Genomic DNA, 25,537 nt, shown 5'->3' with positions numbered 1-25,537 from the left:
GGCTTTGAGCGCTGTATTTTGGTTAGAGGGGTTCGATGTCGCCTCTCGCCCAGTCGGCTTTGAAGGCGTCTGCAAATCCGTCGAGGGTGGTGGTGCGGATTGCGTCACGAAGACCTGCCATCAGTTGTTGGTAGAACGCCACATTATGCCAAGTCAGAAGCATCATGCCGAGAATTTCATCGGACTTTATCAGATGATGCAGATAAGCGCGGCTGTATTCTTGGCTGGCCGGGCATGCAACGCTCTCATCCAACGGCCTGGGATCATCTGCATGTCTGGCATTGCGAAGATTAACCGTCCCATAGCGCGTAAAGGCCTGCGCCGTGCGACCTGATCGCGTCGGCAAAACACAATCAAACATATCAATGCCGCGTTGAACGGCCCCAATAATATCCAGCGGTTTGCCAACCCCCATTAGATAGCGGGGCTTATCGGCTGGAAGGTGCGGGGTTGTTGCAGCCGTGACATCGAACATGAGGTCTTGGCCTTCACCCACGGCCAAACCGCCAACCGCATAGCCATCGAAACCGATCCTGCCCAGCGCGGCTGCAGACTCTGCACGCAGATCTGGATAAACACCGCCTTGAACAATGCCGAACAATGCATAACCGGGCCGCTCTTGATAGGCCGCCTTACACCGTTCGGCCCAGCGCATCGACAACGCCATGCTATCTGCGGCCTGTTTTTCTGTCGCCGGAAAAGGCGTGCATTCATCAAGCACCATGGTCACGGTCGAGCCCAATTGATGTTGAATTTCCGTAGCCCGCTCAGGCGTTAGCATATGACGGCTGCCGTCGATATGGGACTGAAAGGCGACGCCGTCTTCGGTCAGCTTGCGCAATTGAGACAGCGACATCACCTGGTAGCCGCCAGAGTCCGTCAAAACAGGACCTTTCCAGCGCATAAAATCGCGCAGACCGCCAAGTCGTTCAATGCGCTCAGCACCGGGTCGCAACATCAAATGATAGGTATTACCCAGAATCATCTGCGCGCCGGTTGATGCCACAGTTTCAACCGTCATCGCCTTAACCGTCGCCGCGGTTCCAACAGGCATAAAAGCCGGTGTCGCAACCAGCCCATGGGCTGTGGTCACATGGCCAGCGCGCGCCTGTCCATCTATCGCTTCAACAGTGAGACCAAAAGTCGGAGTGCTCATGGCGTCCTCGCACGTTCAAGCAGGCAGGCATCGCCATAGGAGTAAAAACGATAGTTAGACTCAACCGCGTGGGCATAGGCTGTGCGCATCCGCTCCAACCCGGAAAAGGCGGACACCAGCATAAATAAGGTAGATTTCGGCAAATGGAAATTGGTCAGCAGCGCATCAACCGCCTTGAACCGATAGCCAGGCACGATGAATATATCCGTATCGCCCATAAAAGGATGGATTACGCCGCGCTCATCGCCTGCGGATTCTAACGTGCGTAAACTTGTGGTTCCGACAGCGACAATGCGACGGCCATCAGTTTTTGCAGCCGTTAATCGGGCCGCAACATCGTCTTTGAGACGCGCCCATTCGTTGTGCATAACGTGATCATCTGTGTTCTCAACCTTAACCGGCTGGAAGGTGCCGATGCCGACATGTAAAGTGAGCAACTCCATTTGCACACCCTTGGCAGCTAAGCGCTCCATCAAGCGCGGCGTAAAATGGAGCCCTGCTGTTGGCGCGGCAACGGCACCTTCTTCGTCAGCAAACATGGTCTGATAATCCGTTGCATCTTGGGCGTCATCATCCCGACCCATATAGGGGGGCAGCGGCAGATGGCCATGCGCCTCTAAAGCCGCGCTTAACGCCTGGCCTGAAAGATTAAAGTTAAGTCTCACAGAACCATCATCGGTACGCCCCAAAACAGAGGCCGAGAATGATTTGGCAAAATTGAGGCGATCTCCCACCTTCAGCTTTTTTGCGGGCCGGGCCAAGGCCAGCCATTCATTGGCAGAGACAGCACGATGCAGGAGCACCTCAATTGGGGTCGTGCCGCGTGTGCCGTAAAGCCGCGCCGGAATTACGCGCGTATCGTTAAAAACGAGGACATCACCCTCATTCAGAATATCTGGCAGATCAAGTACGCTGAGGTCACACAAACGATCCGGCTTGACATGCAGCAAGCGGGCCGCGTCCCGCGGAACTACAGGTCGCGCTGCGATTCTGTCCGTCGGCAGTGTAAAATCAAAATCATCGACGCGCATAGAACCCTGTTGATCAGTAAGCGACATAGGATCGCCATAGTTAGGCTTTAACGGGCGGGTTATAGACTGGACACATGTTGTTTGGAAAGAACGGCTCATAACCGTTAAGATAGATAAGTTTCTCGGAGAGGTGTTGCCTTGGGTTGGCTCTTACAAAAAATCGATATGCTGATTGGCGCAAGTTTAGCGGCTATTGCCGGGATGGGTGCGTCGCAAATCCAAGCATTTATCGATCAATATCTGCAACGACTCGGCGGTCACCTTGACGAAGCTAAATTAAACCTGGATCGCATCGAGACCGGCGTCCGCTATCAAACCATGAGCGACACCGTCCGCCGGGAACTAGAAACAGATGCCAGGTTGCGCGTTTCAGAGCTTCAGTCTGGCTATGACGCCATCACCACTTCTGACGTGATCACCCGTCCATTTACATTTTTCCAACATGCCGATGAGGCCATTATGACGGGAACGTGGACAGATTTTGTTCCGGCCGTTCCCCTAGATATCAATGCCTTTGTGTATATCGGGTTAGGTATCGTCTGCGCCCTGATCATTTATGAGATCGTGAAATTACCACTGGTTCTCATCTTTGGCCAACCTCGGAAACGAAAGTTTAGGAAACGTGGCGCTGCGGTCTAGCCAGGCGCAACTCTTTTTGACCACACGTCCCCTTCAGCTTTCCGTTCTGACAGTGTATTGCAGGGCCCTCATTTCATAACCTGGGATATATACACTTCATGATCGAGCTCCTCACATCGCGCACGCCCAACGGATACAAAGTCTCTGTCGCTCTGGAGGAGCTCGGCCTACCCTATACGGTAACACCGATCGCCTTGAAAGAGTCGGCACAGAAAGAACCGTGGTTCTTAGCCCTCAATCCAAATGGCCGCATTCCTGTCATCATTGACCATGATGAAGAGGACTTCGTCGTGTTTGAGTCGGGCGCGATTCTCATTTACTTGGCCGAGAAAACGGGCCGACTGATGCCGACCGATCAAAAGGGGCGATCCTTAGTGATGCAATGGCTGATGTTTCAGATGGGCGGCATTGGCCCGATGATGGGTCAAGCGAATGTGTTCTTCCGCTATTTTCCGGAAAAAATTCAACCCGCCATAGACCGCTATCAGAAAGAAGGCCGTCGACTCATCGGAGTCTTAAACACTCGCCTCGCTGACAATGAGTGGCTTGCGGGCGACTATTCCATTGCCGATATCGCCAATTGGACCTGGGTGCGCACCCACGAGTGGTCGGGGATCTCAATCGATGGATTAGATCATGTGAAGCGTTGGCACGAAGCAATGGCTGCGCGCCCCGCCTGTCAGCGCGGTGTGGATGTTCCTGAGCAGCTAGAAGTGCTTGCTGAAGCTGACCTTATCAAGACGGGTCAGGGTATGGTGACAACCTGATCACGCTCATGAGGTGATGAACACCCAAAGGATTTAACGGCTGCGGCCCAAAGCGCACTTTGCAGACATATCCGTCAGAACATCAGCAGACATGTTGCGGATGGTGTGTTGCAAGTAGCCGTTAAAACCTTCAGCCAGCTCGACATTAAGATGGACTGGTATAACCCCGAGCGCTTGCTCTGAGTCCAAGCCAGCTAAGATTTCGCCCATCGCGGCCTCGTGTGCCGCCCCGGCGTCGATTTGGGGCGCTGCCCAGCGGCCCAACAATTCGCCTGTTGTCGCATTATAAATATCAAGGTCTGGCCGCGCATTAAGCGCCCCTGAATTATAGATCCGCACAGATGATTGATACTGAACAATACTTGGGCTGTGCACGTTCAGAAGCGTCCGTTCTCCGCCTTGCACGCCGTCAGTGCAGCTTGTCATGTTCGATAAAACACCAGCGGCCTGTTGCCACAAAATGTGTTGCATAGATCCTGCAAAACCAGACTCGACAACAAGATTGTAGTACGTGCGGTCATCTCGAGCGATGAGCACTTCTGACTCTGCCTCAGACTCAAGGCGGCTGACATTGAACTGAAAAGACGCATGCGCCGGAATATCAGGGCTGGTCCAACGGCCAAGCTGGTCACCTGTTTCCGCATCGCGCAATGTGACGCGTGCACGTCCGGGCGTTGCGCTTGCGTTGTGTAACCGAACATAAGACTCGCCGACTGCCGTCGTCCGCGATCCAATGACGTTGTTGAACACTCTTATATTGATCCCCTGCATATCCAGAATTGCTTGGTTGACCTGAATGCGCGGCAGGCTGAAGTTTTGTCCTGACCTACTCACGGCTGTGCCCGTCGCCTTTAAGGCGTCATCAATCGCGTCGACAGAGACATTAGAAACCGCAGAGTTGATAAGCGCATAGGCACCAGCAACATGCGGTGCGGCCATAGATGTCCCGCTCAACGACACAAGGCCACCGGAGGCACGAGCGGCCCGAATAGCAACACCAGGCGCCATTAAATCAACGGAGGGTGTAAAATTAGAGAAAGACGCCACCACTATATTATCATTTGTTGCACCGACGGCGACTGCCGCAGAAATACACGAGGGCGCACTGATCGTAGAGTTTGAGCTTTGATTGCCAGCCGATGAGACCGTGGCCACACCTTTTTCGCGCAACATATCAATGACGACTTTACGCGGGTCTGAATCACACGCACCTGCAAAAGCGCCACCGCCGAGACTCAAATTAACGGCGACAATATTATAGGTATCGACATTCTCGTTGACATAATTGAGCGCATCCAGCACAGCCAGTGAGTCCGTCAATTCGCACGGCGCGGTATCAGGTGCACATTCACTGCTGCTCGTGACCTCTGAAAAAACATCAATTGGCATCAGTTGCGCGCCACGGGCCACGCCAAAGGTTGTACCGTCGTTGCCCACAGCTATTGAGGCGACATGGGTTCCATGGTCACACCGGGACGACCCGAGCGGACAGTTTGACGCCGCGCCTGTGCCAATTTCTGGTGTGTTACCGGAGGGGCATTGCGTAAACGTGTCGTTGCCAAAGGTTGCAGAGAAGCAGGCATCCCCGACCGACTTTCCGGCCAGCATGGGATGACTTGTTGCGATCCCTCCGTCGATCACTGCGACAGTAAATCCTTCGCCTTCGTACCCTCGTGCCCAGGCCCCTTGCACATCAATGGAACTGACTGAAGAGGCCAATGACTGAGATTCTATGGTGCGTTGCGCTTCCGCCTTACGCTCCACCACCACCGGATACACATCCGCGACCTCTTCCATGGCCAGCAGCGCCCCTAGGCCATCACGATCAACTTGAACGCCAACGAATGGTAGGGATGAAAACCCGCGCTGCACAACAAGTTCACGCTTTGCCAAGGCGGGATCAAAGCGCTGACGCATTTGCCTCACGCTGCTGCGTTGCTGCACCACACTTTTGGCCTGATCCCAGTCCGGCTGCTGACCAGCGGCCTTCATGCGCACAATGACGCGCGCCTGACCCTCGGCTTCCAGCTGTTGAATAATCTGATCCAGCTGGGCCTGAGCAGGCTGGGCGATCAAGGCCAGGGCCAGCACAAAACCGACAAGGGCTCTAGAACTCCAAGCTCCCGAACGCATTGCTGCACGGTTAAAAAAGCCGCTGGCCACACAGCCAAGAAAGCCAATGAGCGGGCTTGTAAATTTTCCAGACTTAAGATTCATCAGTCGTACACGCCATTTCAATAAAGCGGTAGCGTCCAACGCAAAATAGCGCGATACGAACTTACGTCGCGCGCCAACCTCAGAACTAACGTGGCCCGGCTCAGTCAACCGGTCCATATGTGATCTTTGTGAATATGACCCAATTACAGGCCCGATGTCCAGCGCTGACCACTTAGCAATACAGATAAATCCTTATAAAACATAAGCTTAAGGCTATTCCTTGTATAATGCTTTTGAGCTTCATGTGGTGATATCGGCTGGTTTGGAGTGGCTATTGAGACTCGACCCCTCATTTACAGAATGTTTGGCGTTGGCCACCGGCTTAAGGCTTTGAGCGCGAACCGATTTGATCGTAGGGAAAAGCGCTTAAATCAATCGGTCCCAAAACAACCCAGAAACAGCTGTACATAACCACCGGTAATAGAATCCAAATCCATATCGACTTGACCTGAGGCATTACAAATCTGATCCACAACACCATGGGCAACGTGAGCATAACCCCTAGAGGAAGAATAGCATTGAACGCGAGTGCTAGAGATAGATCAGTCCCGCCATCTCTATCGCCAATTATCATACTCAGCATTGCCAGACAAAACACAATGGCGATCACTGCCAATCGCCTGACCAACACAGAAGATAAACACTGTCTCAAAGATTTTGATCCGAGCGCGCTGCAAAAACTAAAGGCCAACCCGAGCCATAACATGGCGTAGGGCCGCACGACCCCATCCAACAGGACCGGCATCGACACAAAACCCCAAGCCTTAGGAACGATGTTCTCTATTCCTGGCAAAGAAAAACTCAGCGCAACTCCAAAAAGAACCACCGCGCCAGCAGCAATCATCAGAAATCGTTTTGGCGGTCGCTCAATAGCGACCAAACACAACAGAGCGGCACTCAGATAAAATCCACCGATCGCCAAGAACGGTAACGCAGCGGCAATGCCTCCAATCAGGAGCGGCACGAGAATGTGCGCACCACAGTCAATAACCGTCGCAAGCCAAACACCCAGCAAAAACAATAAAACCAGCATCGCGATAGGAACAAAGAGCCCATACACAAAGGCTGTTGCTGGAAACAGAAGGAAACCCAATGCGGCTGAAGCTCCGACAACCCCATCGCCTGTCCAGGCAGACAACACTTTGTTGATTAGAAAAAGACTAAGAATTGCAGATGCACATGCAATCGTGCGGCTAAAAAATATCGTCTCGCTTTCGAGAGACGGCACGTTGATCGCAAAATAAGACAGATGCGCCAAAAAAATAACAGAGGCCGCAGCACCAATCACAGCGCCCACCCTTGCAGCGGGCGGTGTTAATAAATTGCTCTCCATAGATTGACCTTAGACAGTCATGACGCGTTATAGAAGTTCAAAGATCAGTCAGAGAAAGCCCTGATCAGGACACAGACAATCGTACAAGCCTCTCATCAAGCGCAATTCTAGGATTCAGCAATTTCTAAACTGAAATAGTATAAACGCTCCTAACACCAATCCAAATTGGGCGTTATAGTCTAGGCATTCAATCGCAAACGTGGCCACTATTTTATACTTGCTTACGGGATTCCGACAAAATATGAGCGCTCCAATATTTGCTCCGTGGCCCTTTTATGCGGAAGACGAAATCGCCGCTGTTGCCGCAGTCCTGCGCTCTGGGAAGGTCAATTACAGAACAGGCCCAGAAGGCAAACTGTTTGAAGAGGAATACGCTGCAGCCACCGGCGCCAAACACGCGCTCACCGTGGCCAATGGAACAGCCGCGCTTGAACTTGCCTTAGAAGCACTTGGGATTGGACCCGGAGACGAGGTTGTCGTCCCTGCCAGAACATTCATCGCCACCGCATCCGCTGTTGTGCGCTGCGGTGCAATTCCGGTCGTCGCAGACGTTGATTTACGTTCTCAAACTCTCAATGAAAACTCTATTGCAGCCGTGTTATCAGAGAAATCCAAAGCCATCATTCCGGTCCATTTGGCGGGCTGGCCCGCGGATATGGACTCGATCATCTCGATTGCCAAATCCTCTGGGCTGTATGTTATTGAAGACTGTGCGCAGGCCCACGGCGCGCTCTACAAGGGCCAGGCGGTTGGCACCTTGGGAGACGTTGGTTGTTTTTCATTCTGCCAGGATAAAATTATTACGACTGGCGGCGAAGGCGGCCTCATTCTGACGAATGATAAAAACCTTTATCAACGCATGTGGTCTCTCAGAGACCATGGCTGGAACTACAAGCAAGCGCATACCAAAAGTGCAAACACTGGATTTAGATGGCTTGTAGATTCCTTTGCCACAAATTGGCGCATGACAGAAATGCAGTCCGCCATTGGTCGTATACAGCTGCAGAAACTCGACAAGTGGATTGATGCGCGGCGTAAAAACGCACAGGTCCTAACGGCTGCAATTGCCGACTCTCCGCTGATTGCAGACCTCACGCCGCCAGAGGATGTGCATCATAGTTATTACAAGTACTACGTATTACTAAACAACAGAGCTCTCAAAACCGGCTGGACACGGAATCGCATTCTTAACGATCTGAATGCACAGGGAATCTCAGCAGGCGTAGGGGCCTGCCCTGATATCTCTAACGAACGGGCTTTCTTCAATGACCGCATAAACACCTCTAACGCGCGACCAAACGTGTTAGCGCTTGCAGACCGAACCCTTATACTCCCGGTCCACCCCACACTCACGGAAGACAATATTCACCTTATTGGACAGACTTTAGCGTCAACACTCAACGCGGCGACACGTTAGAACAGAGTCTCAAAAATAGGTTTAATTTGAGGCCGACCCAACGACATCTTCAGGCAAGATAACATCCGCATACCCTGATCCAGCCTTAAGAACACGCTTGCGCGCAAACGCCCTCTCCAACGCAGAAATAAGACCTTTTTGCGAAATAGGCTTAATGACGTACCCATCTACATCAAGAATCATAGCCGTTTTAACAACTTCGGCTTCACCATGACCGGTAAGCATGACGAACCGTATGTTGCGGGAGACACCAGGACTAGTCCCAACACGAATTTTTTGTAAGAGTTCTAAACCTGAAACAGGCTCCATTCCATAATCAGAAATAATGCAATCAATCTTAACGTTATGATCAGAAATAATCTGTTGCGCTTCAATCGCCGATTTGCATTTGTGAACCTTCTTCGCACCAGAACTGACAAGCAGTGCGGATATGAGATTGATGATTGAAACCTCATCGTCCACAACAACAAACGTTAACTCTGAGAGATCTAGTTTTGGTATGGCCAAACTAAAAACTCCTATTCACTTTACAAAAAGTGTAAAAATAATTGTGCAAATAGACATCACCCTATTCGCGGCGATCAAACTCAATGAGTGTCTCGTTAATTGATTGGCGTAGTAAAGGTAATAAATCGCTAATCTGCTGTATATCGTCAGCTGACTCTTCAATTGTTTTTGCTATAGCGCTCACCCGGGCGGCACCGAACTGAGCTGACAACCCTTTTAACGCATGGCCTATTCTCTTATTTTGCTCCAAATTTTTTTCATCAACAAACTGCTCGAGCTCGTACATATATTTTTTCATGCCTTGTTGGAAATTCACTACCATTGGAGCCAAAGTTTGTGGGTCGAGAACTTCAAGTAGAGCATCGAGCATCGTCGAATCAACTAAGGGGTACCTTTGGTACTCGACTCCTATGCCGTTGGCGATATCGGCGGCGTTCTCTTGGGCTACAGCAACAACCTCACCTGCCTGGACTTTATAATTTTGCCCAGTCAACTGAGCCATCTGTGCAAAAAGAAACGGCCAGGTGATGGGCTTCGTTACGATAACATTCGCTCCAGATTTCAGATAACCTTGGCGATGCCCCCGGATGGCATCAGCGGTCAAAGCGATGATCGGACAGGTCGCAATTTTACCCGGCAAAGCCCTGATTTTCTCCATGGCCTCTGGGCCATCCATCACCGGCATCTGCATATCCATCAGGATAATATCGAAATCATTTTCTTGAGCCATGTCTAAGGCTATCGCGCCATTATCAGCCGTCGATACGATGTGCCCTTCGCGCTCTAACATGGTGCGGACCAACATCTGCGTGGTCGGGTTATCCTCCGCAACCAAAATGCTGAGTGGCGCGAGCTTGATATCATCAGAAAGGGAAACTCCAGGTCGATTGGCATCCGCCACAACGTCATCGCCTGCAGTGAACGGGCAGATGAATGTAAACGTGGAACCTTTACCTAACTCTGAGTCGACCCAGATCACCCCGCCCATAGCCTCAACGAGTTGCTTACAGATTGCCAATCCTAAGCCAGTCCCTCCGAATTTTCGTGTTGTATTTGATTCCGCTTGAACAAAAGCATTAAACAAATTGTCTTGATTCTCAGAGGAAATCCCAATCCCAGTGTCAATCACTTGGAAACGCAGATTAAGAGCGCCAGACAAGTTATCGTCTTGATTGACATTAACCGTGACTCCGCCCGCCTCAGTAAATTTATTGGCATTCCCAATCAAATTAAGCAGAACCTGCCGCACACGAGTTGGGTCTCCACGCACGACATCGTCTATACTTTCATCAATGTTTATGTTCAAGGATAGACCTTTGAGAGAGAGCACCGGATCAAACAACTCTCCAACATCTCTCATGAGATCAGACAAACGAAAATCGATTATTTCCAGCTCTAGCTCACCGGCTTCAATTTTTGAAAAATCAAGAATGTCGTTGAGCAATTCCAGCAACGCCGATGCCGAGCGATGCAACGTCTTGAGCATGTCGCGTTGACTGTCATCGACTTGTGTTCTGTTGAGCAAATCGACCATACCCAGAACACCCGTCATCGGCGTTCGCAACTCATGGCTCATCATGGCCAAAAATTGTGACTTAGCGATATTTGCCTCTTCGGCACGCTCCCGCTCTTCTTCCAAACGAATAGCAAGCTCAGACAGTTCCTGCGCTTGGCGCGTTAGGCGGTCTTGCGCGGCTTCCATCTCACGTTCGCGTTCAACACGATCCGTCACATCGCGCGACATGGAAAGCACGCGGGGCCGATTCTCACCTTCCTTTAGAGGTAAGCTCGATGAAGAGGTCTCAAGCCAAATCACTTGCCCGTCTTTACGCCGCAACCGCCACAGCAACGAGCTGCCAGCCTTTTCTTTGCCGCTGTACCGCGCCATCCTGCGCTGATCTATTTTTTCTTTATCATCCTCATAGGTCAACGAACCCGTTGGGCTATTGATCAATTCCTCAGGTGAATAACCGGTAATCGCAAATGCAGAAGGCGAGGCAAACATCAGCGTACCATCTGAATTCCGTATGGTGATGAGATCTTTTGCGTTCTCAGCAACAACACGAAAACGCTCTTCACTCTCGAGTAATGCATTTTCAGCATCTTGCTGATCTGTCACGTCAATAACAGTGATCTGAAATGCCGGCTCTCCGTCCCAATCCACAACGCGGCCAATGGCGTCCGTCCATATCGTGCGACCATGCTTGTCCAGAACAGCTCCACGAATAATCTGTCCATCCAGTGCGCCCGACATGCTCTGTATCCAGAATTCATCTGACTTCACTGAAAACTCAGGAGGCAATATTTCTAGCATTGAGCTGACACGGTCCAGCATCTGAGCACCAGTGTCATACCCAATCATTCGGGCATAAGAATCATTTATGAACAAAGGCTTATAGCGTCGATGAACAACCAGTCCTTGAATCGACCCCTCTATAAGATCTCGAAATTTCTTTTCGCTGCGGGCCACAGCGAGCTCAGCATTCTTTTGTGCCGTAATATCGCGTGAGACACCCCGGTAACCATGCATTTCGCCAGCACTATCCAATACCGGCGTCCCACTGAGCTGCTGCCAAACAGTTGTACCGTCTCGCTTCAGACCTGGCACTTCAAAACCCTTAAACGACTCTTTACCTCGTGTTATTCGGGCGAACTCAACCAGAGCCCGTTTTGCTTGTTTGGGATCCATAAAATCGATTGGTCTACGGCCAAGAACGTCCTTCGCTTCATAGCCAAGCACCAGCGCGACCCGGTCAGAAACAAAGGTAAACACACCGTTCTGATCAAATTCCCAGATGTATTCTCCAGCCGCCGTCGCCACATCTTCAAACATCTTTTTACGCGCTTCGAGTTCAAGCTCAATTCGCTTCCGGTCGGATATATCAATGACGAACCCGATACTGCGAAGGGGGTGGCCCAACTCATCGCGTTGAATCATCGCCTTGAGTTGCACCCAAATGTAATGTCCGTTTGCATGAAGTACTTTGCATTCTGTATCTAAAGTCACGTGTGACTCTTGAAAGGCGCGGACATCCTTTAACAACTGAGGTCGGTCATCCGGGTGTAGAATCTCATCAAAGCTGTTTGTAGTCGGCTTAAAATCTGGATCGGTAATTCCTAGTATTTCCAATAACCGCGGAGACCAGTAAATCTCCTCATAATCCCACCGGCGGTCAAAGTAGCCTGCCCGTGAAGCCTGAATGGCCAGTTCAAGTGTTTCTTCGTTCCGCCTTAACTTCTCTTGTTCTTCGCGCCTTTTGGTTATGTCGGTGACAGTACCAACCATGCGCTCAGCCATACCCTCATCGTTAAATACGGCCCGGCCGCGACTGTGTACCCAGGCGTAGGTTCCGTCGGGCCGGCGCATACGGTATTCAATATCATATGGACTGCCCGTATTAAGATGCGCCTCAAAAGCAGATTTAACAGCGGCTAAATCATTTGGATGGCAAAGCTTGTGATGTAACGATATCGAAGGGTGCCATTGGTCCGGAGGCATACCCAATATTTCTGCAAACCTTGGCGACGTGGTTAGTGCATCTTTATTGAGATCCCAGTCCCAAATGGCCGCATTCGCGGCTTCGATTGCCCGGTCGAGTTGTTCCTCGTTGTATTTAAGTTTCTGCTCCGTCTCAGCGTGATCTTCCCGGTCCTTGGCAGCATGACGCTGTGCTATAAAACCACGCAGCGCCCACCAAACAAGAATGACGAGCAGAACGCACACCCCAACAAAAATATCAAAAATCAGAACGTTCAGTTCAGGATCATCAGCGGCAGTTGCCATGGGCACAATGACGCGATCATGAACAGCCTTAATGCCAACCGCTGATGCGACAAAAACCGCCGCTGCCAAAGCAAGCGCAACTATCACATTTTTGCCGGACCGTTTGCCCGTTGTATTCATGCGCCGCCTTCAACCTCAGAGAGCCGATTCGTGTAACTTTAACAGAGTACGAGGGGAAGTAACGCGTCAGTATAGCCTTAGCGAATCAACCCTGGGTGTAAAAACCTGCGCAGGCATTGGATGACTTAACCTGAAACAACAGCGCGTCTGATTAAATCGCAACCCACAAGAAACAGTAAGAGAAGAACGAGTTTGCGATACCGGTCTTCATCAAGCCGGTCCCTAAGTTTCTGGCCAAGGAAAATCATGAAGGCAATGATGATCGCACCGACCGCACTTATGGCGGCAACCTCTAACGTTAGAACCTCAGCAAAGGCCAAACTTCCATAGAGCGCAAATGAGCCTAAGAAATACATAAGCGCCAAGGCGGAAACAAATTCATCTTTTGGGATGCGCAAAGCCAGGAGATAAACAATCAGTACCGGTCCATAGAGCCCAGAGAGCCCACACAAAACACCGGCCGCGACACCAACAACAGGATTCCACACCTTTTCAGCTCTCGCCTGAAGTGTCAGCTTGATGGGCTGAACCTGGCTAAAAACAAAAATTAACGAGATGAGTCCAAGAATGAGCAGCCCGGTCTGTTGATTAATGCGCACCAACACCTGAACAGCGAACGGTACAATGATCAGCATCGGAATGATGAGCCATAGAAACCGCTTTAGATTTGCGCGCCATACTCCCTTGCGAACAGCTTGCTGAAAATTTGCTGTAAAATTTGGAACTAGAAAAAGCGCAACCGCGACCTGATACGGCAATACAATGACGAAAATGGGCAATGCCATAAAGGGCATACCAAGGCCAAACACACCTTTTGCCAAACCACCAACGGCAAAACCAGCCACCAGAATTAACACCGTGAAGAGGTCGAGATCAGGCATCCTATAGGTGCAAGACCGTGGTCAAGCGCGACCAACTAAAGCGTTTGTTCAAAAAAGGCTAATACACGCTGGAGCGCCAGTTTCGTTGCCTCAGGGTTATATTGCGACCGCCCGGTACAACTGAAGCCGTGATCGGCCTCAGAATAAACAAAGTGCTCCCCTTCCGGCTGTTCGGCCATGACCTTCTCAACGGCGTCCATGGGAAAGGATTGGTCTGTCTCGCCATAATGATACTGCATTGGTACGCGCGGTTTCATCTCAGGGCTATAGTGAATCAACCGCGTTCCGTAGTAGGACACACCGCAATCAACGTCAGCCTTGCAGGCACCAAGAAAGGCCATAGCTCCGCCCCAGCAATACCCAATAACGCCAACCTTACCCGCCGACCTCACGTGATGAGCGGCCGCATTAATGTCTGCAAGCACGGCTTCATCAGAGATCTGTCCGACGATATCGCGCCCCCGACCAAAATCGCTATAAGACAAAATCAAGTTCGGCTCGACGCGATCAAAAAAGGCCGGGCAAATTGCCAAATAGCCCTGCTCTGCGAACGCATCCGTAACTTCCATCATATGGTCATTTACGCCAAAGATTTCTTGAATGATGACCAGGCCGCCCTTTGCCTCACCCTTTGGCTTGGCCACATAAGCATTAAAAGTATGACCATCTTTTGCCGTTAACGTGATCATGGATCCCATCAATGAATTCCCTTAAATCTTGGCTTGTTTTTGTGTGGAGAAAACGACTAGAGCAAACCCGCTGACTCGAGCGCATCGTCCATCGCTTCGACGTCCTCACGCCGTGGCGGCATCAACGGCAAACGACATTCCCCAGACGTAATTAGCCCCATCTTCCACGCCATATACTTGACGCCGATGGGGCTGGTATCAAGGAAAGCCGCCGCATTGAGGTCTGAGAGTTCATCACGCAAGGCCATAGCTTCTGAGAGTTCCCCCTCTTCCGCATGAGTACACAACTGCGAAATTTTCCCAGGCACGACATTTCCAAGCGCCACGATCAAACCACTGGCCACTTTGGGAATACGTTCAAATGCCATCTTGGGGAGCCCCATGAACAGCCGGAATTCATCACCCAAACGGGACGATAACGCACTATCGAAGGCTTCATCCTCAGACGACTGCTTCAACCCGACAATAGATGGTACGTCTTCACACAGGTCTTCCAGCGTATCCAGTTCAAGGGTGGCGCACGTCCGGCTGGGAATTTGATATAACAATATGGGCTTAGACGTGGCGCGCGCAACATAAGACACATACGCCTTCAAGCCACGTTGCGGCGGCTTGGAGAACGGCGGCATCATTATCATCACCGCATCAGCGCCAACCTGCTCGGCGTGTTCCGTAAGCGCCCAGGTGTCGGCCAATGACACACCACCGGTTTGAGCAACAACAGGAACGCGACGGCGCGCAGAGCTGACCGCAATCCGCAGCAGGTTCTGCCGTTCGGTCAATGAGAGCGCCATAGGCTCGCCAGAGGTCCCGCCAACAAGGAGCCCATCAGCGCCGTTACGAATTTGCCAATCTATAAAGCGCGCAAAAGCATCGTAATCCACCGACCACCCATTAAAGGGCGTGATGAGCGGTGTGTACGCGCCGCGTAGGAAATTTCGGCCCAACTTAATCATGACGTTATTATATCAACACTTGAGCCATTCAAAACGTAGGTTTGAGCAGCGCACGCACGATCACTGGCCAGCACCAGCCCCGTGACAATTTGCTCAGACGTGGCAGTTTTAGCCATGGCCAAATGGTTCCCCCTCAAACGTATTCTTTCAGCCTTCTAGCACATTTTGGGAAAAAATAAGGCCCTTTAGCGTCGTCTAACGACCATAGAATCCCAGGAAATGAGATCAAATCACTCCATTTAGGACGAGAATCGAGCCTACAAACTGGGTTGGAACCGCTGGGAACAGGTCGTATCTGACCTTCGTGGTGCGCTTTATTTCAAAGAGCGTACATCCGCCAAATGACCCATGACCGCAGCCGCTGCGGCCATTGCCGGACTGACCAAATGGGTGCGACCGCCCCGGCCTTGCCGACCTTCGAAGTTGCGATTCGATGTTGAGGCGCAGCGCTGGCCTGCTTCAATACGATCAGGATTGATGCCGACGCACATGGAACACCCAGGCTCCCGCCACTCAAATCCAGCGTCCAGCAAAATTTTGTCCAGCCCTTCTTCTTCGGCTTGCTTTTTTACCAAGCCCGATCCAGGCACCACCATGGCGCCAACGCCCGCAGCAACTTTGCGGCCCTTGGCGACAGCAGCCGCGGCCCGCATATCTTCGATGCGGCCATTGGTACACGAACCAATGAACACCCGGTCTACCTTGAGGTCTTGCAGCGCCACCCCAGGCTTCAGTCCCATGTACGCCAGAGAGCGCTCAACCGCCTTACGCTTATCGGGGTCCGCAAAATCGGATGGATCAGGAACATTCGCCGTGATCGGCGCAGAATCTTCAGGGCTCGTGCCCCAGGTCACACGCGGGGCGATATCGGCACCGCGCAGCGTCACTTCATAGTCAAAGATTGCATCAGCATCCGTCACCAACAACCGCCAGTAGGCAACCGCTTTTTCCCAATCGTCACCCTTCGGCGCATAGGGGCGACCCTTAATATAGGCAAAGGTTGTATCGTCCGGGGCCACCATGCCGCTACGCGCGCCAGCTTCAATGGTCAGATTGCACAACGTCATGCGCCCTTCCATCGACAACGCCCGGATGGCTTCACCAGCATATTCAATAGCGCAACCCGTGCCACCCGCCGTGCCAAGCTCGGCAATAATCGCCAACGCCAAATCTTTCGCGGTCACACCAAGAGGCAATGTGCCATCGACCGTCACCCGCATGGTCTTAGCCTTGCGCATAATATGACACTGCGTCGCCAGCACATGCTCAATCTCTGACGTACCAATGCCAAAAGCCAAGGCCCCTAAAGCGCCATGGGTCGATGTATGAGAGTCGCCACAGACCAACGTTGTACCGGGGAGCGTAAAACCCTGCTCTGGCCCCACGATATGCACAATCCCCTGTCGTTGATCTGCCAGCTGGATGTAAGGCACTTCGAACTCGTTGGTGTATTCAATCAACGCCGCCAACTGCGCTCGCGCCTCTGGATCATCTATTTTTTGCAAACGGTCCGGAGTGGTCGGCATGGCATGGTCGGGCATAGCCAAGGACGCCGTGGGCCGATGGACCGATCGCCCCGCATCGCGCAAACCCTGAAAAGCCTGAGGGCTTGAGACCTCTTGGACCAAATGACGGTCAATGTAGATCAGACACTCGCCAGTCTCAGATTGTTCAACAAGATGGGAGTCCCAAATCTTTTCATAAAGCGTTTTAGCCATGTGCGTCCTCTTGATCCGTTCAGGTCTTTTTCTGAGACCTTTTTATTGTGCCGCCGTCGGAATGTCTTGCCTTAGCTTCGGAACGGGGAAAATTTCATCAAAACCGCGGGAACGGCCCGTTTCTGTAACGATGCGCGCATGATGCCGCTTGAGCAACCGTGGCTCTGGCACGCCGCAAGAATGCGCAATGGTGCCAACATCATACAAAACAGATTCGACATAACGGCGCACACGCTCAGCTTTGTCTTTGGGGTCGAGACCCCTCTGCAAGCGTTTGTCATGGGTGGTAATGCCGGTGGGGCAGGTGTTTTTATTGCATTGTAAGGCTTGAATACACCCCAACGCGAACATGAAGCCACGCGCAGATGAGATAAAGTCAGCCCCAGCACAGAGCGCCCAGGCGATCTCTCCTGGATTGATCAACTTCCCACTGGCAATCACTTTGATTCTGTCTCTCAGGCCATATTCGATGAGATGATCCACGAGCGTTGGCAGGCTTTCAGAAATTGGCAAACCCACATAATCCATCAACGCTGGCGGTGCAGCCCCTGTCCCACCATCAGAACTGTCTACGGTGATAAAGTCTGGGGCGGATTCAATTCCACGCGCAAGAATACCCCGGCACAGTTCTTCTAGCCACGCGTACCCACCGATGACGAGTTTAAAACCAACCGGCTTTCCAGTGACGTCGCGGATACGCCCAATCATGTCCAACAGGTCGTCCACGCTATCAATCTCAGGGTGGCGGTTTGGGCTTATAGACGCCTCTCCGATTTTGATGCCACGGATTTCAGCAATCTCTGCAGTGACCTTTGCCCCCGGAAGAATACCCCCCTTCCCTGGCTTGGCCCCCTGGCTCAACTTAAGTTCAAACATCTTCACCTGTTCATGAGCCGCCACAGCTTTCAAACGTTCATCGCTTAAGGCTCCATTTTCATCCTGCACACCATATTTAGCGGTGCCGATTTGGAAGACGATGTCGGCACCCCCTTCAAGATGGTAAGGCGACAAACCACCCTCGCCGGTGTTCATCCAGCATCCGGCCATGCGGGCTCCGTTCGACAGAGCGCGCACAGCTGGCTTAGAAATCGCGCCGTAGCTCATGGCCGAAATATTAAATAAAGAGTTGGTTGCATACGGTTGTTTGCAATAGGGGCCCAAGGTCACGGTTGACGACGCCACAGCATCGGTTTCAAGCGTTGGGTAGGGTGTGTTCACGAAAAAAATATTCCCCGTGGCCCGCGCATCTCTGGTCGATCCAAACGCTTGTGTTGTATCGACGCCTTTTGCGGCCCGGTACACCCAAGACCGCTGCGAGCGGTTAAACGGCATCTCTTCACGGTCCATAGCGAAAAAGTACTGGCGGAAATATTCGCCCAACTCTTCAAACAGGTAACGGAAGCGGCCAATAACAGGATAGTTGCGCCGAATGGCATGTTTGGTCTGCGTCTTGTCAATCACGTACAGGACCAGGATCGACACAAGTCCAAGACCAAACACCAGAACAAAGGTCAGTGCGAAAAGCTCAATGAAAGCAAATGTCGTTGAGGTTGCTATATCTTGCAGCAGTGAATTCATTTTAAATCCCCCTAACCAACTTCGCTCCGCCATTGTCTGGCTGAAGACATTTTTCTAGATTGGTAGCCCCCATGCTACATCTGTATATAAGGAATACCATGCCCCGCACCAGCGTAACAGTCGAGCGTGATGGCCCGTTGGCCCACGTTATCTATGACCGACGTGGCAGCCTCAATGCCTTTGATCAAGACAGCATTTTAGCTCTTACTGAAATCGCGCTTTCGTTTCACACCAACCTTGAAACCCAGGCTGTCGTTTTATCCGGGGCTCCAACCGTTTTTTCCGCAGGGATTGACCTGAAAGATCCAGGCATGTGGGATATCGACTCCAAGACCGATCTGGAAAAGCGGGAGATTTTCTATCGCGGTGTTCGTCTGTGCCAAGCCTGGGAAGATATACCGCAGGTGACGGTAGCCGCCATGGAGGGGTTTGCCATCGGCGCGGGCTGTGCGTTGGCGCTGGCGTGCGACTTTCGCATTTTAGATAAAAATGGATTTCTACACGTGCCCGAAGTCAAGATTGGTCTCAATCTGCAGTGGGGTGCCTTGCCCCGCCTCATCACCCTGGTTGGACCCGCCAAAGCTAAACGTATCTGTTTGTTATGCGAGCAACTGCCGGCTGATCAAGCGTTAGAGTGGGGTCTCGTCGATGACCTAGCTACAACAAGCAAAACGACTGAGCGTGCAAAACAGTGGGCACAAAAAACACTTGCGATGCCTGCGCCAACGGTGCGGATGGTAAAAGAAGCGATTAACGCAACGGCCAACGCCCTGCACAAAACCTCAGCGTATGCAGATGCAGACCAAAGCCAGTTGTCTGGAGCCTTTGCAGAGGCCCGCGCTGCACGCGCCGCTTTTAAGGCCAAATCAAAATCCTGAGTGGCGTGAACAGTCACATCAAAAGGCTGTCGCAGCGCGGAGATACAAAACACGTCCGCGTGGATCATGGACTTTAGAATCAAATCCAACATTGGTGTCCACCGCTGGCGGGTCTTTATCAAAGGCATTGATAACCCCGAGGGTTAACGTTGTCGGGCCAGCTGATAGCTGCCCGGACGAAACCAGTGTGTAGCGCACTTGTCCATCAACCGTGATATGCGAATTAACATCTACGTTGTTCTGGTCGTCAAAGTACCCAGAGATGGTTTTCACATAGGCTGACGCGCCGAGCGACTTACCGGCCCAGTTCAGACCGAGCGTTGTGCGCCAGCGCGGCAAAGACCTTGCAAAGCTTCTAAAGTTTCGGCTGCCCGCGACATCACGCTTGGGGCCGCCCTTAACCTCTTGAATCACGTATTTATTGATGTATGTGAGATCAGCCGTAAGGCTCCATAACTGGTTGCTCTTGCGCTCAACCTGATAGGACAACGACAGGTCCACGCCATCTGTCTCGACGGCCGGAGCATTGATATAGTTGGTATCCACCCGCAAGATCTGACCCGCTTCCCGAATGATTTTTAGATCGAACGGATTAGCATCAATGATGGACTGGGCATTTTCTTTAACGATGATGCTGTCATAGTCGAAGTTCCAATAATCGACGTTTAACGTCAGGCTGGTTAGGGGCGTGAGCGTTGCCCCAAAATTCAGAGTTGTTGCCTGCTCAGGCTCAAGGTTTGCCGAGCCAACGGTCCGCACACCGCGGAACACTTGCGAGTCTGTCACCGGGTCAAAAATATTTTGCAGGACCGTTTGCGATGAGAATTGCTGAAATACACTGGGCGCGCGAAAAGATGTTCCATACGAAAATCTAAACGCCGCTTGCTCAAGCGGTCGCCACGATAGCGCGACCTTAGGGTCCGTCGAGCTCGCACCGCCCTCATACGACTCATGACGCAGCGCCAACTGCATATCCAGATGAGCGGCTAGAGGCACATTCAACTCACCAAACCCGGCAAGAACCGTCCGCTTACCTGAGAAATCTGGTCCGCCGACAAAGAACAAATAATTCTCAGCATTAAACTGATCATCAAGGTCTCCGCTCAACTTTTCACGTCGTATCTGCCCACCCAACGCGACACTAAGAGGACCATGTTCAAGCTCTATCAGGTCACCGCTCACGTGACCATCTAGCGTAAACAGTGAAGTCTGATAGTCGTAAGTGGCAAGCGACAGAAAATCAGTGATGACCGCAGGGTCGTTGTAAGTGGCGTCTCCCGGCTGCGATAAAGCCGCAGATCCGAAAGGATTGAAATACAAGTCGTTGTTGGGTCCACCGCGTCCGTTCAGCGCTTCCTCAAACCGGTCAGCCAGTGCATTTTGAATTTTTACCACATGCTGGTTGGCGCTATAGGTTGCGGCAACGTCCCAATTCCATCCGAAACCAAAAGCCCCGCGTGCGCCGGTCACAGCGCGCCAGGTTTCAGACCGATGCGTCGCCAGGTTCACCGGCGCGTCAGCCCCCAAAGGCCGCCCTAGAAACAGAGTCGGCGTTTGAAAAATATTGCCTGGATTCTCAGCTGGAACCGTTGCCAGATTGAGTATCGGAAAGGAGGGCGAGGTACCGCGCAACACATCCGTATGAGCATAGGCCGCTTCAGCAAAAACTTTCGCGTTTCCCAAATCTAAGGACGCGCTGGCAAAACTGTTCCAGCGGCGCTCACGCGGCACCAGATGGTAATACGGCGCGAAGTCAAAGGTGCAACTGCCTAACCCACTGCCCGGACTCGTTTCTCTTAACGCTCCGCCGCCCTCAACGCACTGTGGATCAATGACGCTTTGCGGATCACTTTGTCCAAAGGGCAGACCAGGAAATGTTGGCGAGGGCTCAAGCAACACGTAAGCGCCTGGTTGACCAAATGAGGAAAAGCCTTTGCCCTGGGTGTACGCCCGTTCAGACGACGGCAGCCAGGAGCGGCGCAGATGACTGACCGCCGCGGACAGTTTTACATCGCCCGACTGCCACCCATAGAGACCCTGCAACGTCAGGTCGGTCTGAGATGACCTGGTTGTTGTCGCAGCGTCACCATCGATCTGCCAGCCCTCGACATCACTACGCGTGATAATATTTACCACACCGGCAACGGCATCGGTGCCATACAAGGCCGTCGCGCCATCTTTGAGAATTTCAATGCGCTCAATAGAGTTCAATGGGGCAATGGTATTGAGGTCAACAAAGACCGACCCATCGTCAGCGATGCCGCCCGAAACGGTTTGACGGCGACCATTGATCAAAACGAGAGTCGAGTTCAAACCAAGACCGCGCAGATTAAAGTTCGACGTGCCCGTCGATAGATTTTGGGTAAACACATCGGCGTTAAACTCAGAGCCACTGTTAAAGGGCAGATACGAGATAACGTCAGCAAGACCTGTCAAACCATAATTTTGCAGATCGTCCGCAGAAACAACCGTCAGAGGCGACCCGGTGTTCAGGGCGTCGCGCTTCACGTAAGAGCCGGTAACCACCACTTCTTCGATCGCAACATCTTGAGCAGCAAGATCTGCTGCTTCACCTGTTGCCGATACAACCAAGATGAAAACACTTAATCCAAACACATGTGAGTTTAAGGTCATAGCTCAACCAGGAATAAATGAGTGGCGTGCAGCACCACGATACACTGGGGGCCTAAACCATCACGCGGCTAAAAACCAGCACGCAATCATGGCACATGTGGGCTACAATTTTCAGCGGTGCGGGTTTGACTGTTTTACAGTGCAGGTTAGAGTTACAGCATGCAAAATGCAGTTTATCAGACCATGCGACACACGGCTGCCAAACTATGGCTGGCCTGTTGTATTGGCTTGTCTGCAACCACCGCACAGGCAGACACTATACGCATTGGAGTTCAGAATCTTCCTGTCGGCCTGGGCTCGCCTTTTGGGTCGTTCAACATTCCCACGGCCTTGCCCTTAAACGCGGTGTTTGATGCCCTGACAACCATTGATGAAAACGGCGACACGCAACCGGCCCTGGCGGTCTCCTGGGGACAAGAGTCAGCAACCACTTGGGTGTTTCAACTGCGCGAGAATGTGACCTTCTCAAACGGCGAACCCTTCAATGCCGATGCGGTCGTCGCGGTTATCGACACCCTCCTGTCCGGACCCGCCGCCAGTTCCTCGTTGGGCACCACGCTCCAACGCATGACCGTGACAGGAGCGATCGCGCGCGACCCGCTCACGATTGCCATCACCACAGAACACGCAGACGTCCTGTTTGCCCAGTACATGCGAGCGCTGCGCATACCCGCGCCGCGCGCGATGGCGGAGATGGGCCTGGACGCCTTCGCCTTGACCCCGGTTGGCACCGGACCTTTTAAGGCCACATCCTGGGGCGAAGGACGCGTGCAGTTTGAAGCCTTTACCGACTCCTGGCGCGCTCCAAAAGAAACAGGTTTGGAAATTATACAGCTCTCGGACGGCGCTGCGCGACGGCAGGGCGTGATTTCTGGCTCTATCGACATCGCCCTCGCGCTTTCGCCCGATGATGCCTATCCGCTAGAGGCCGCCGGTGGACGTCTCTGGATGCGCAAAGAACCCGGCGTCAATTTTCTGGCCTTCGTAACCGTGAAAGAGAGTCCGCTACAGGATGTGCGTGTGCGGCGCGCCCTCAACCACGCCGTCAACAAACAGCGCATGATTGACGTCTTTATGAATGGAACTGTCGCGCCTGCCAGCCAAATCGCGCACACCATGTCCTTCGGATATAACGATGACCTTGAGGCTTACGCCTATGATGTGCCACTGGCCAGACAACTCCTTATTGAAGCGGGCTATCCTGACGGTTTTGACCTGCCAATTCTTTTGGTGCCCGGTGGATCAGCCAATTCACAAGACTGGTATCAGCAAATCGCGTCTGACTTGTCACACATAGGCGTGCGCGTTGAGATCAGGCCCACACGCCTGCCAAATTATCTTGAATACATTTATCAGGGCGGATGGCCGAGTCTGGGGTTCGCCATGTCGACCTATACCTTTGATCCACTCGCCGCCTATCGCATCCGATCCTGTTCGTGGACACACCCTTACCATTGTGACCCTTCCATCATGCCGTTGATTAAAGACGCACAAGACGCGACGACATTGGAAGACCGGCGGCGCTTGACCCAAAACGTCCTAGCGCACGAGCACGCTCATCCGCCAGGTATTTTTCTGTGGCAAAATGTGTCCTTTGAAGGATTAGGTCCGCGTGTCCAAACCTACTGGTCCGGCGCTGATACACTGCCAGTCGAAAATATTATTTTAAGTGACTGAAATGCCGTTTACGGATTCACGACTCGCGGCGCAGGCGACGGTGTTCCAAATCCGATATCGACCCAAGACATCGAGCGCTTTCCTTTGAACCTCGGCTCTTCCTTGTCGCGCTCTTTCACGTGATCCAGCATCTGGCTAAAGGAACAAATTCTGGGGGGCTTGCCTGCATCCACCCCAAGAGGCAACATCACCGTCTCCATGCGAAACGGTAATCCTACTCGGGTGGAAAAGGCCGCGACTTCAACCACACCGCACGGCTGACCAACCAACGCCCGGCAGTTTTCCAGCATCGCTTCCACAACATCTTCTGGGAAGCCTGCGCTGCCAAACAGCGTGTTGGTCTGGTCCCGTCCCCAGCGCTCGACGACGGACGTGCCCATAAAACGAATCAGCAAGCCAGCCTCGGTTACCTCAAGGATCAAAACACCGGGAATGGATTTGGGCTCGGGGTTATTCAAAAACGCGCGCGTATGTGGAATGGCGTCACCCTCACGAAGCTCACGCCACTGGGTATAGAACTCTCGGCAGCTATCAGTAGAAATACCGTGCCTATCGTCCAATCACGCCCTCCTGCCTCATCGTAAAAATATGCCCATGATCATTCCATAATCATCTGACACAAAGGTTTATACTGTAACGAACAGAATCATGTTTCAATATGAGCACGTTCCGGCAGTACTGTCGCCGATGCTTAAAAGGTTTTTTGTGGATATAGATCGTTCTTTTGTACGCCTTGAAGAAGGACTCGTCCACATTCGGAGTTGCGGCGAATCTTCAGATACCCATCTGCCTGTATATGTGGTTCATCCCTCTCCAGCCTCCGCACGCGGTATGGAACCCATCATTAAACTGCTTGCAGAGACGCGCGCCGTCATTGCGCCAGATACGTTAGGCAACGGCGATTCGGCGCCTCCCGCAGAAGATCAGCCCGACATCACCTATTTCGCCGACAGTATTGTGCGCATACTGGACAAACTCGGCCTGGATCAGGTGGATTTTTATGGCAGTCATACGGGTGGACGGACCGGATGCGAAATGGCCGTGCGTCACCCAGATCGTGTGCGACGGGTCGTGATTGATGGCCTGGTAGATTATGATCCGGACTTAAAGCAAAAGATTCTCGAAAACTATGCACCCGCGATCGCCCCAGACGATCATGGCGGCCATCTGCCCTGGGCGTTTCAGTTTGTGCGCGACCAAGCCTATTACTTTCCGTACTTCATGCGTGATGCGAACCACGCCTTGCAAAACCCGGCCCGCACACCGGAACATCTGCACGCACATACCGTGGATGTTTTGAAGGGTCTGGCCACCTATCACAAAGCCTATCTTGCCGCGTTCCGTTATCCAGCGCGTGAACGTGTGCCGCAAATTAAAGTGCCCGCCCTGATCATGGCTGGTGAAGGCGATCCGCCGCATTTAATCTCGGGCACCAAAGAAATGGCCGTACTCTCTGATCTTGCTGAAATGTCTGTTGTTGGCCGCGGCCCAGAGGCTAAAGTTGCCGCCGCGACAGCATTTTTTGACCGCATCTAAACCGCTGCCTTAAAGGAAC

Annotated in this window: 19 protein-coding genes; 6 read left to right on the top strand and 13 right to left on the bottom strand. The window is 52.3% G+C overall.

Features of this window, described 5'->3' with window-relative positions; all coding sequences use genetic code 11:
• Positions 1-22: 22 nt before the first annotated feature.
• The gene (tgt, locus tag RIC29_05655) at positions 23-1,156 is read right to left on the bottom strand and encodes a tRNA guanosine(34) transglycosylase Tgt (GenBank protein ID MEQ8734388.1); all 1,134 of its coding nucleotides are present in this window, start codon (positions 1,154-1,156) and stop codon (positions 23-25) included.
• On the bottom strand, positions 1,153-2,187 hold the full coding sequence (queA, locus tag RIC29_05650; GenBank protein ID MEQ8734387.1) for a tRNA preQ1(34) S-adenosylmethionine ribosyltransferase-isomerase QueA: 1,035 nt from the start codon (positions 2,185-2,187) through the stop codon (positions 1,153-1,155). Before queA ends, tgt begins: the two co-directional genes overlap by 4 nt.
• A gap of 138 nt (positions 2,188-2,325) precedes the next feature.
• Here queA and RIC29_05645 point away from each other — a divergent pair, with 138 nt between their 5' ends.
• A complete protein-coding gene (locus tag RIC29_05645) occupies positions 2,326-2,826 on the top strand; it encodes a DUF2937 family protein (protein MEQ8734386.1) in 501 nt (166 codons plus the stop codon).
• A 98-nt stretch (positions 2,827-2,924) separates the two neighbouring features.
• Positions 2,925-3,593: a glutathione S-transferase family protein gene (locus tag RIC29_05640; GenBank protein MEQ8734385.1), complete on the top strand. Its 669-nt coding sequence runs from the start codon at positions 2,925-2,927 to the stop codon at positions 3,591-3,593.
• Positions 3,594-3,626: 33 nt separating this feature from the next.
• On the opposite strand, the gene RIC29_05635 is transcribed toward RIC29_05640, so the two are convergent.
• Together RIC29_05635 and RIC29_05630 are read right to left on the bottom strand one after the other, a co-directional pair.
• Entirely contained in the window at positions 3,627-5,927 is a 2,301-nt protein-coding gene (locus tag RIC29_05635; GenBank protein ID MEQ8734384.1) for a S8 family serine peptidase, read from the bottom strand.
• A gap of 205 nt (positions 5,928-6,132) precedes the next feature.
• Positions 6,133-7,143, bottom strand: coding sequence for a hypothetical protein (locus RIC29_05630; protein ID MEQ8734383.1), 1,011 nt, complete (start codon positions 7,141-7,143; stop codon positions 6,133-6,135).
• Between the two features lie 241 nt (positions 7,144-7,384).
• On the opposite strand from RIC29_05630, the gene RIC29_05625 reads away from it, so the two are divergent.
• Positions 7,385-8,560 carry a DegT/DnrJ/EryC1/StrS family aminotransferase gene (locus RIC29_05625; protein ID MEQ8734382.1) on the top strand — a complete coding sequence of 392 codons (1,176 nt, stop codon included), beginning with the start codon at positions 7,385-7,387 and terminating at the stop codon, positions 8,558-8,560.
• Between the two features lie 21 nt (positions 8,561-8,581).
• Here the strand turns inward: RIC29_05625 and RIC29_05620 are convergent, their stop codons facing one another.
• From RIC29_05620 to RIC29_05590, 7 genes are all read right to left on the bottom strand, one after another.
• Positions 8,582-9,067 carry a response regulator gene (locus RIC29_05620; GenBank protein MEQ8734381.1) on the bottom strand — a complete coding sequence of 162 codons (486 nt, stop codon included), beginning with the start codon at positions 9,065-9,067 and terminating at the stop codon, positions 8,582-8,584.
• Positions 9,068-9,128: 61 nt separating this feature from the next.
• Positions 9,129-12,971 carry a PAS domain S-box protein gene (locus tag RIC29_05615; GenBank protein ID MEQ8734380.1) on the bottom strand — a complete coding sequence of 1,281 codons (3,843 nt, stop codon included), beginning with the start codon at positions 12,969-12,971 and terminating at the stop codon, positions 9,129-9,131.
• A gap of 125 nt (positions 12,972-13,096) precedes the next feature.
• Positions 13,097-13,852 carry a sulfite exporter TauE/SafE family protein gene (locus RIC29_05610; GenBank protein ID MEQ8734379.1) on the bottom strand — a complete coding sequence of 252 codons (756 nt, stop codon included), beginning with the start codon at positions 13,850-13,852 and terminating at the stop codon, positions 13,097-13,099.
• 35 nt (positions 13,853-13,887) lie between these two features.
• Positions 13,888-14,550: a dienelactone hydrolase family protein gene (locus RIC29_05605; protein MEQ8734378.1), complete on the bottom strand. Its 663-nt coding sequence runs from the start codon at positions 14,548-14,550 to the stop codon at positions 13,888-13,890.
• Between the two features lie 47 nt (positions 14,551-14,597).
• Positions 14,598-15,497, bottom strand: coding sequence for a 4-hydroxy-tetrahydrodipicolinate synthase (gene dapA, locus RIC29_05600; GenBank protein ID MEQ8734377.1), 900 nt, complete (start codon positions 15,495-15,497; stop codon positions 14,598-14,600).
• A 314-nt stretch (positions 15,498-15,811) separates the two neighbouring features.
• The gene (leuC, locus tag RIC29_05595; protein ID MEQ8734376.1) at positions 15,812-17,215 is read right to left on the bottom strand and encodes a 3-isopropylmalate dehydratase large subunit; all 1,404 of its coding nucleotides are present in this window, start codon (positions 17,213-17,215) and stop codon (positions 15,812-15,814) included.
• A gap of 42 nt (positions 17,216-17,257) precedes the next feature.
• Positions 17,258-18,793, bottom strand: a complete 1,536-nt coding sequence (locus RIC29_05590; GenBank protein MEQ8734375.1) for an FMN-binding glutamate synthase family protein — start codon at positions 18,791-18,793, stop codon at positions 17,258-17,260.
• Between the two features lie 98 nt (positions 18,794-18,891).
• Between RIC29_05590 and RIC29_05585 the strand changes: the two genes are divergently transcribed.
• Positions 18,892-19,671, top strand: coding sequence for an enoyl-CoA hydratase/isomerase family protein (locus tag RIC29_05585; GenBank protein ID MEQ8734374.1), 780 nt, complete (start codon positions 18,892-18,894; stop codon positions 19,669-19,671).
• Positions 19,672-19,689: 18 nt separating this feature from the next.
• On the opposite strand, the gene RIC29_05580 is transcribed toward RIC29_05585, so the two are convergent.
• Positions 19,690-22,305, bottom strand: coding sequence for a TonB-dependent receptor (locus RIC29_05580; protein ID MEQ8734373.1), 2,616 nt, complete (start codon positions 22,303-22,305; stop codon positions 19,690-19,692).
• 159 nt (positions 22,306-22,464) lie between these two features.
• On the opposite strand from RIC29_05580, the gene RIC29_05575 reads away from it, so the two are divergent.
• Positions 22,465-23,982 (top strand): ABC transporter substrate-binding protein, encoded by a 1,518-nt coding sequence (locus RIC29_05575; GenBank protein MEQ8734372.1) that lies wholly within the window; start codon positions 22,465-22,467, stop codon positions 23,980-23,982.
• Positions 23,983-23,990: 8 nt separating this feature from the next.
• Here the strand turns inward: RIC29_05575 and RIC29_05570 are convergent, their stop codons facing one another.
• Entirely contained in the window at positions 23,991-24,542 is a 552-nt protein-coding gene (locus tag RIC29_05570; protein ID MEQ8734371.1) for a PAS domain-containing protein, read from the bottom strand.
• Positions 24,543-24,687: 145 nt separating this feature from the next.
• Here RIC29_05570 and RIC29_05565 point away from each other — a divergent pair, with 145 nt between their 5' ends.
• Positions 24,688-25,518, top strand: coding sequence for an alpha/beta fold hydrolase (locus RIC29_05565; GenBank protein ID MEQ8734370.1), 831 nt, complete (start codon positions 24,688-24,690; stop codon positions 25,516-25,518).
• Positions 25,519-25,537: the final 19 nt, after the last annotated feature.

It is taken from the genome of Rhodospirillaceae bacterium (assembly GCA_040219235.1).
Classification (GTDB): Bacteria; Pseudomonadota; Alphaproteobacteria; order Rhodospirillales; family Rhodospirillaceae; genus WLXB01.
The sequence above is the reverse complement of the archived record's forward strand: the minus strand, read 5'-3'. Positions and strand labels throughout refer to the sequence as shown.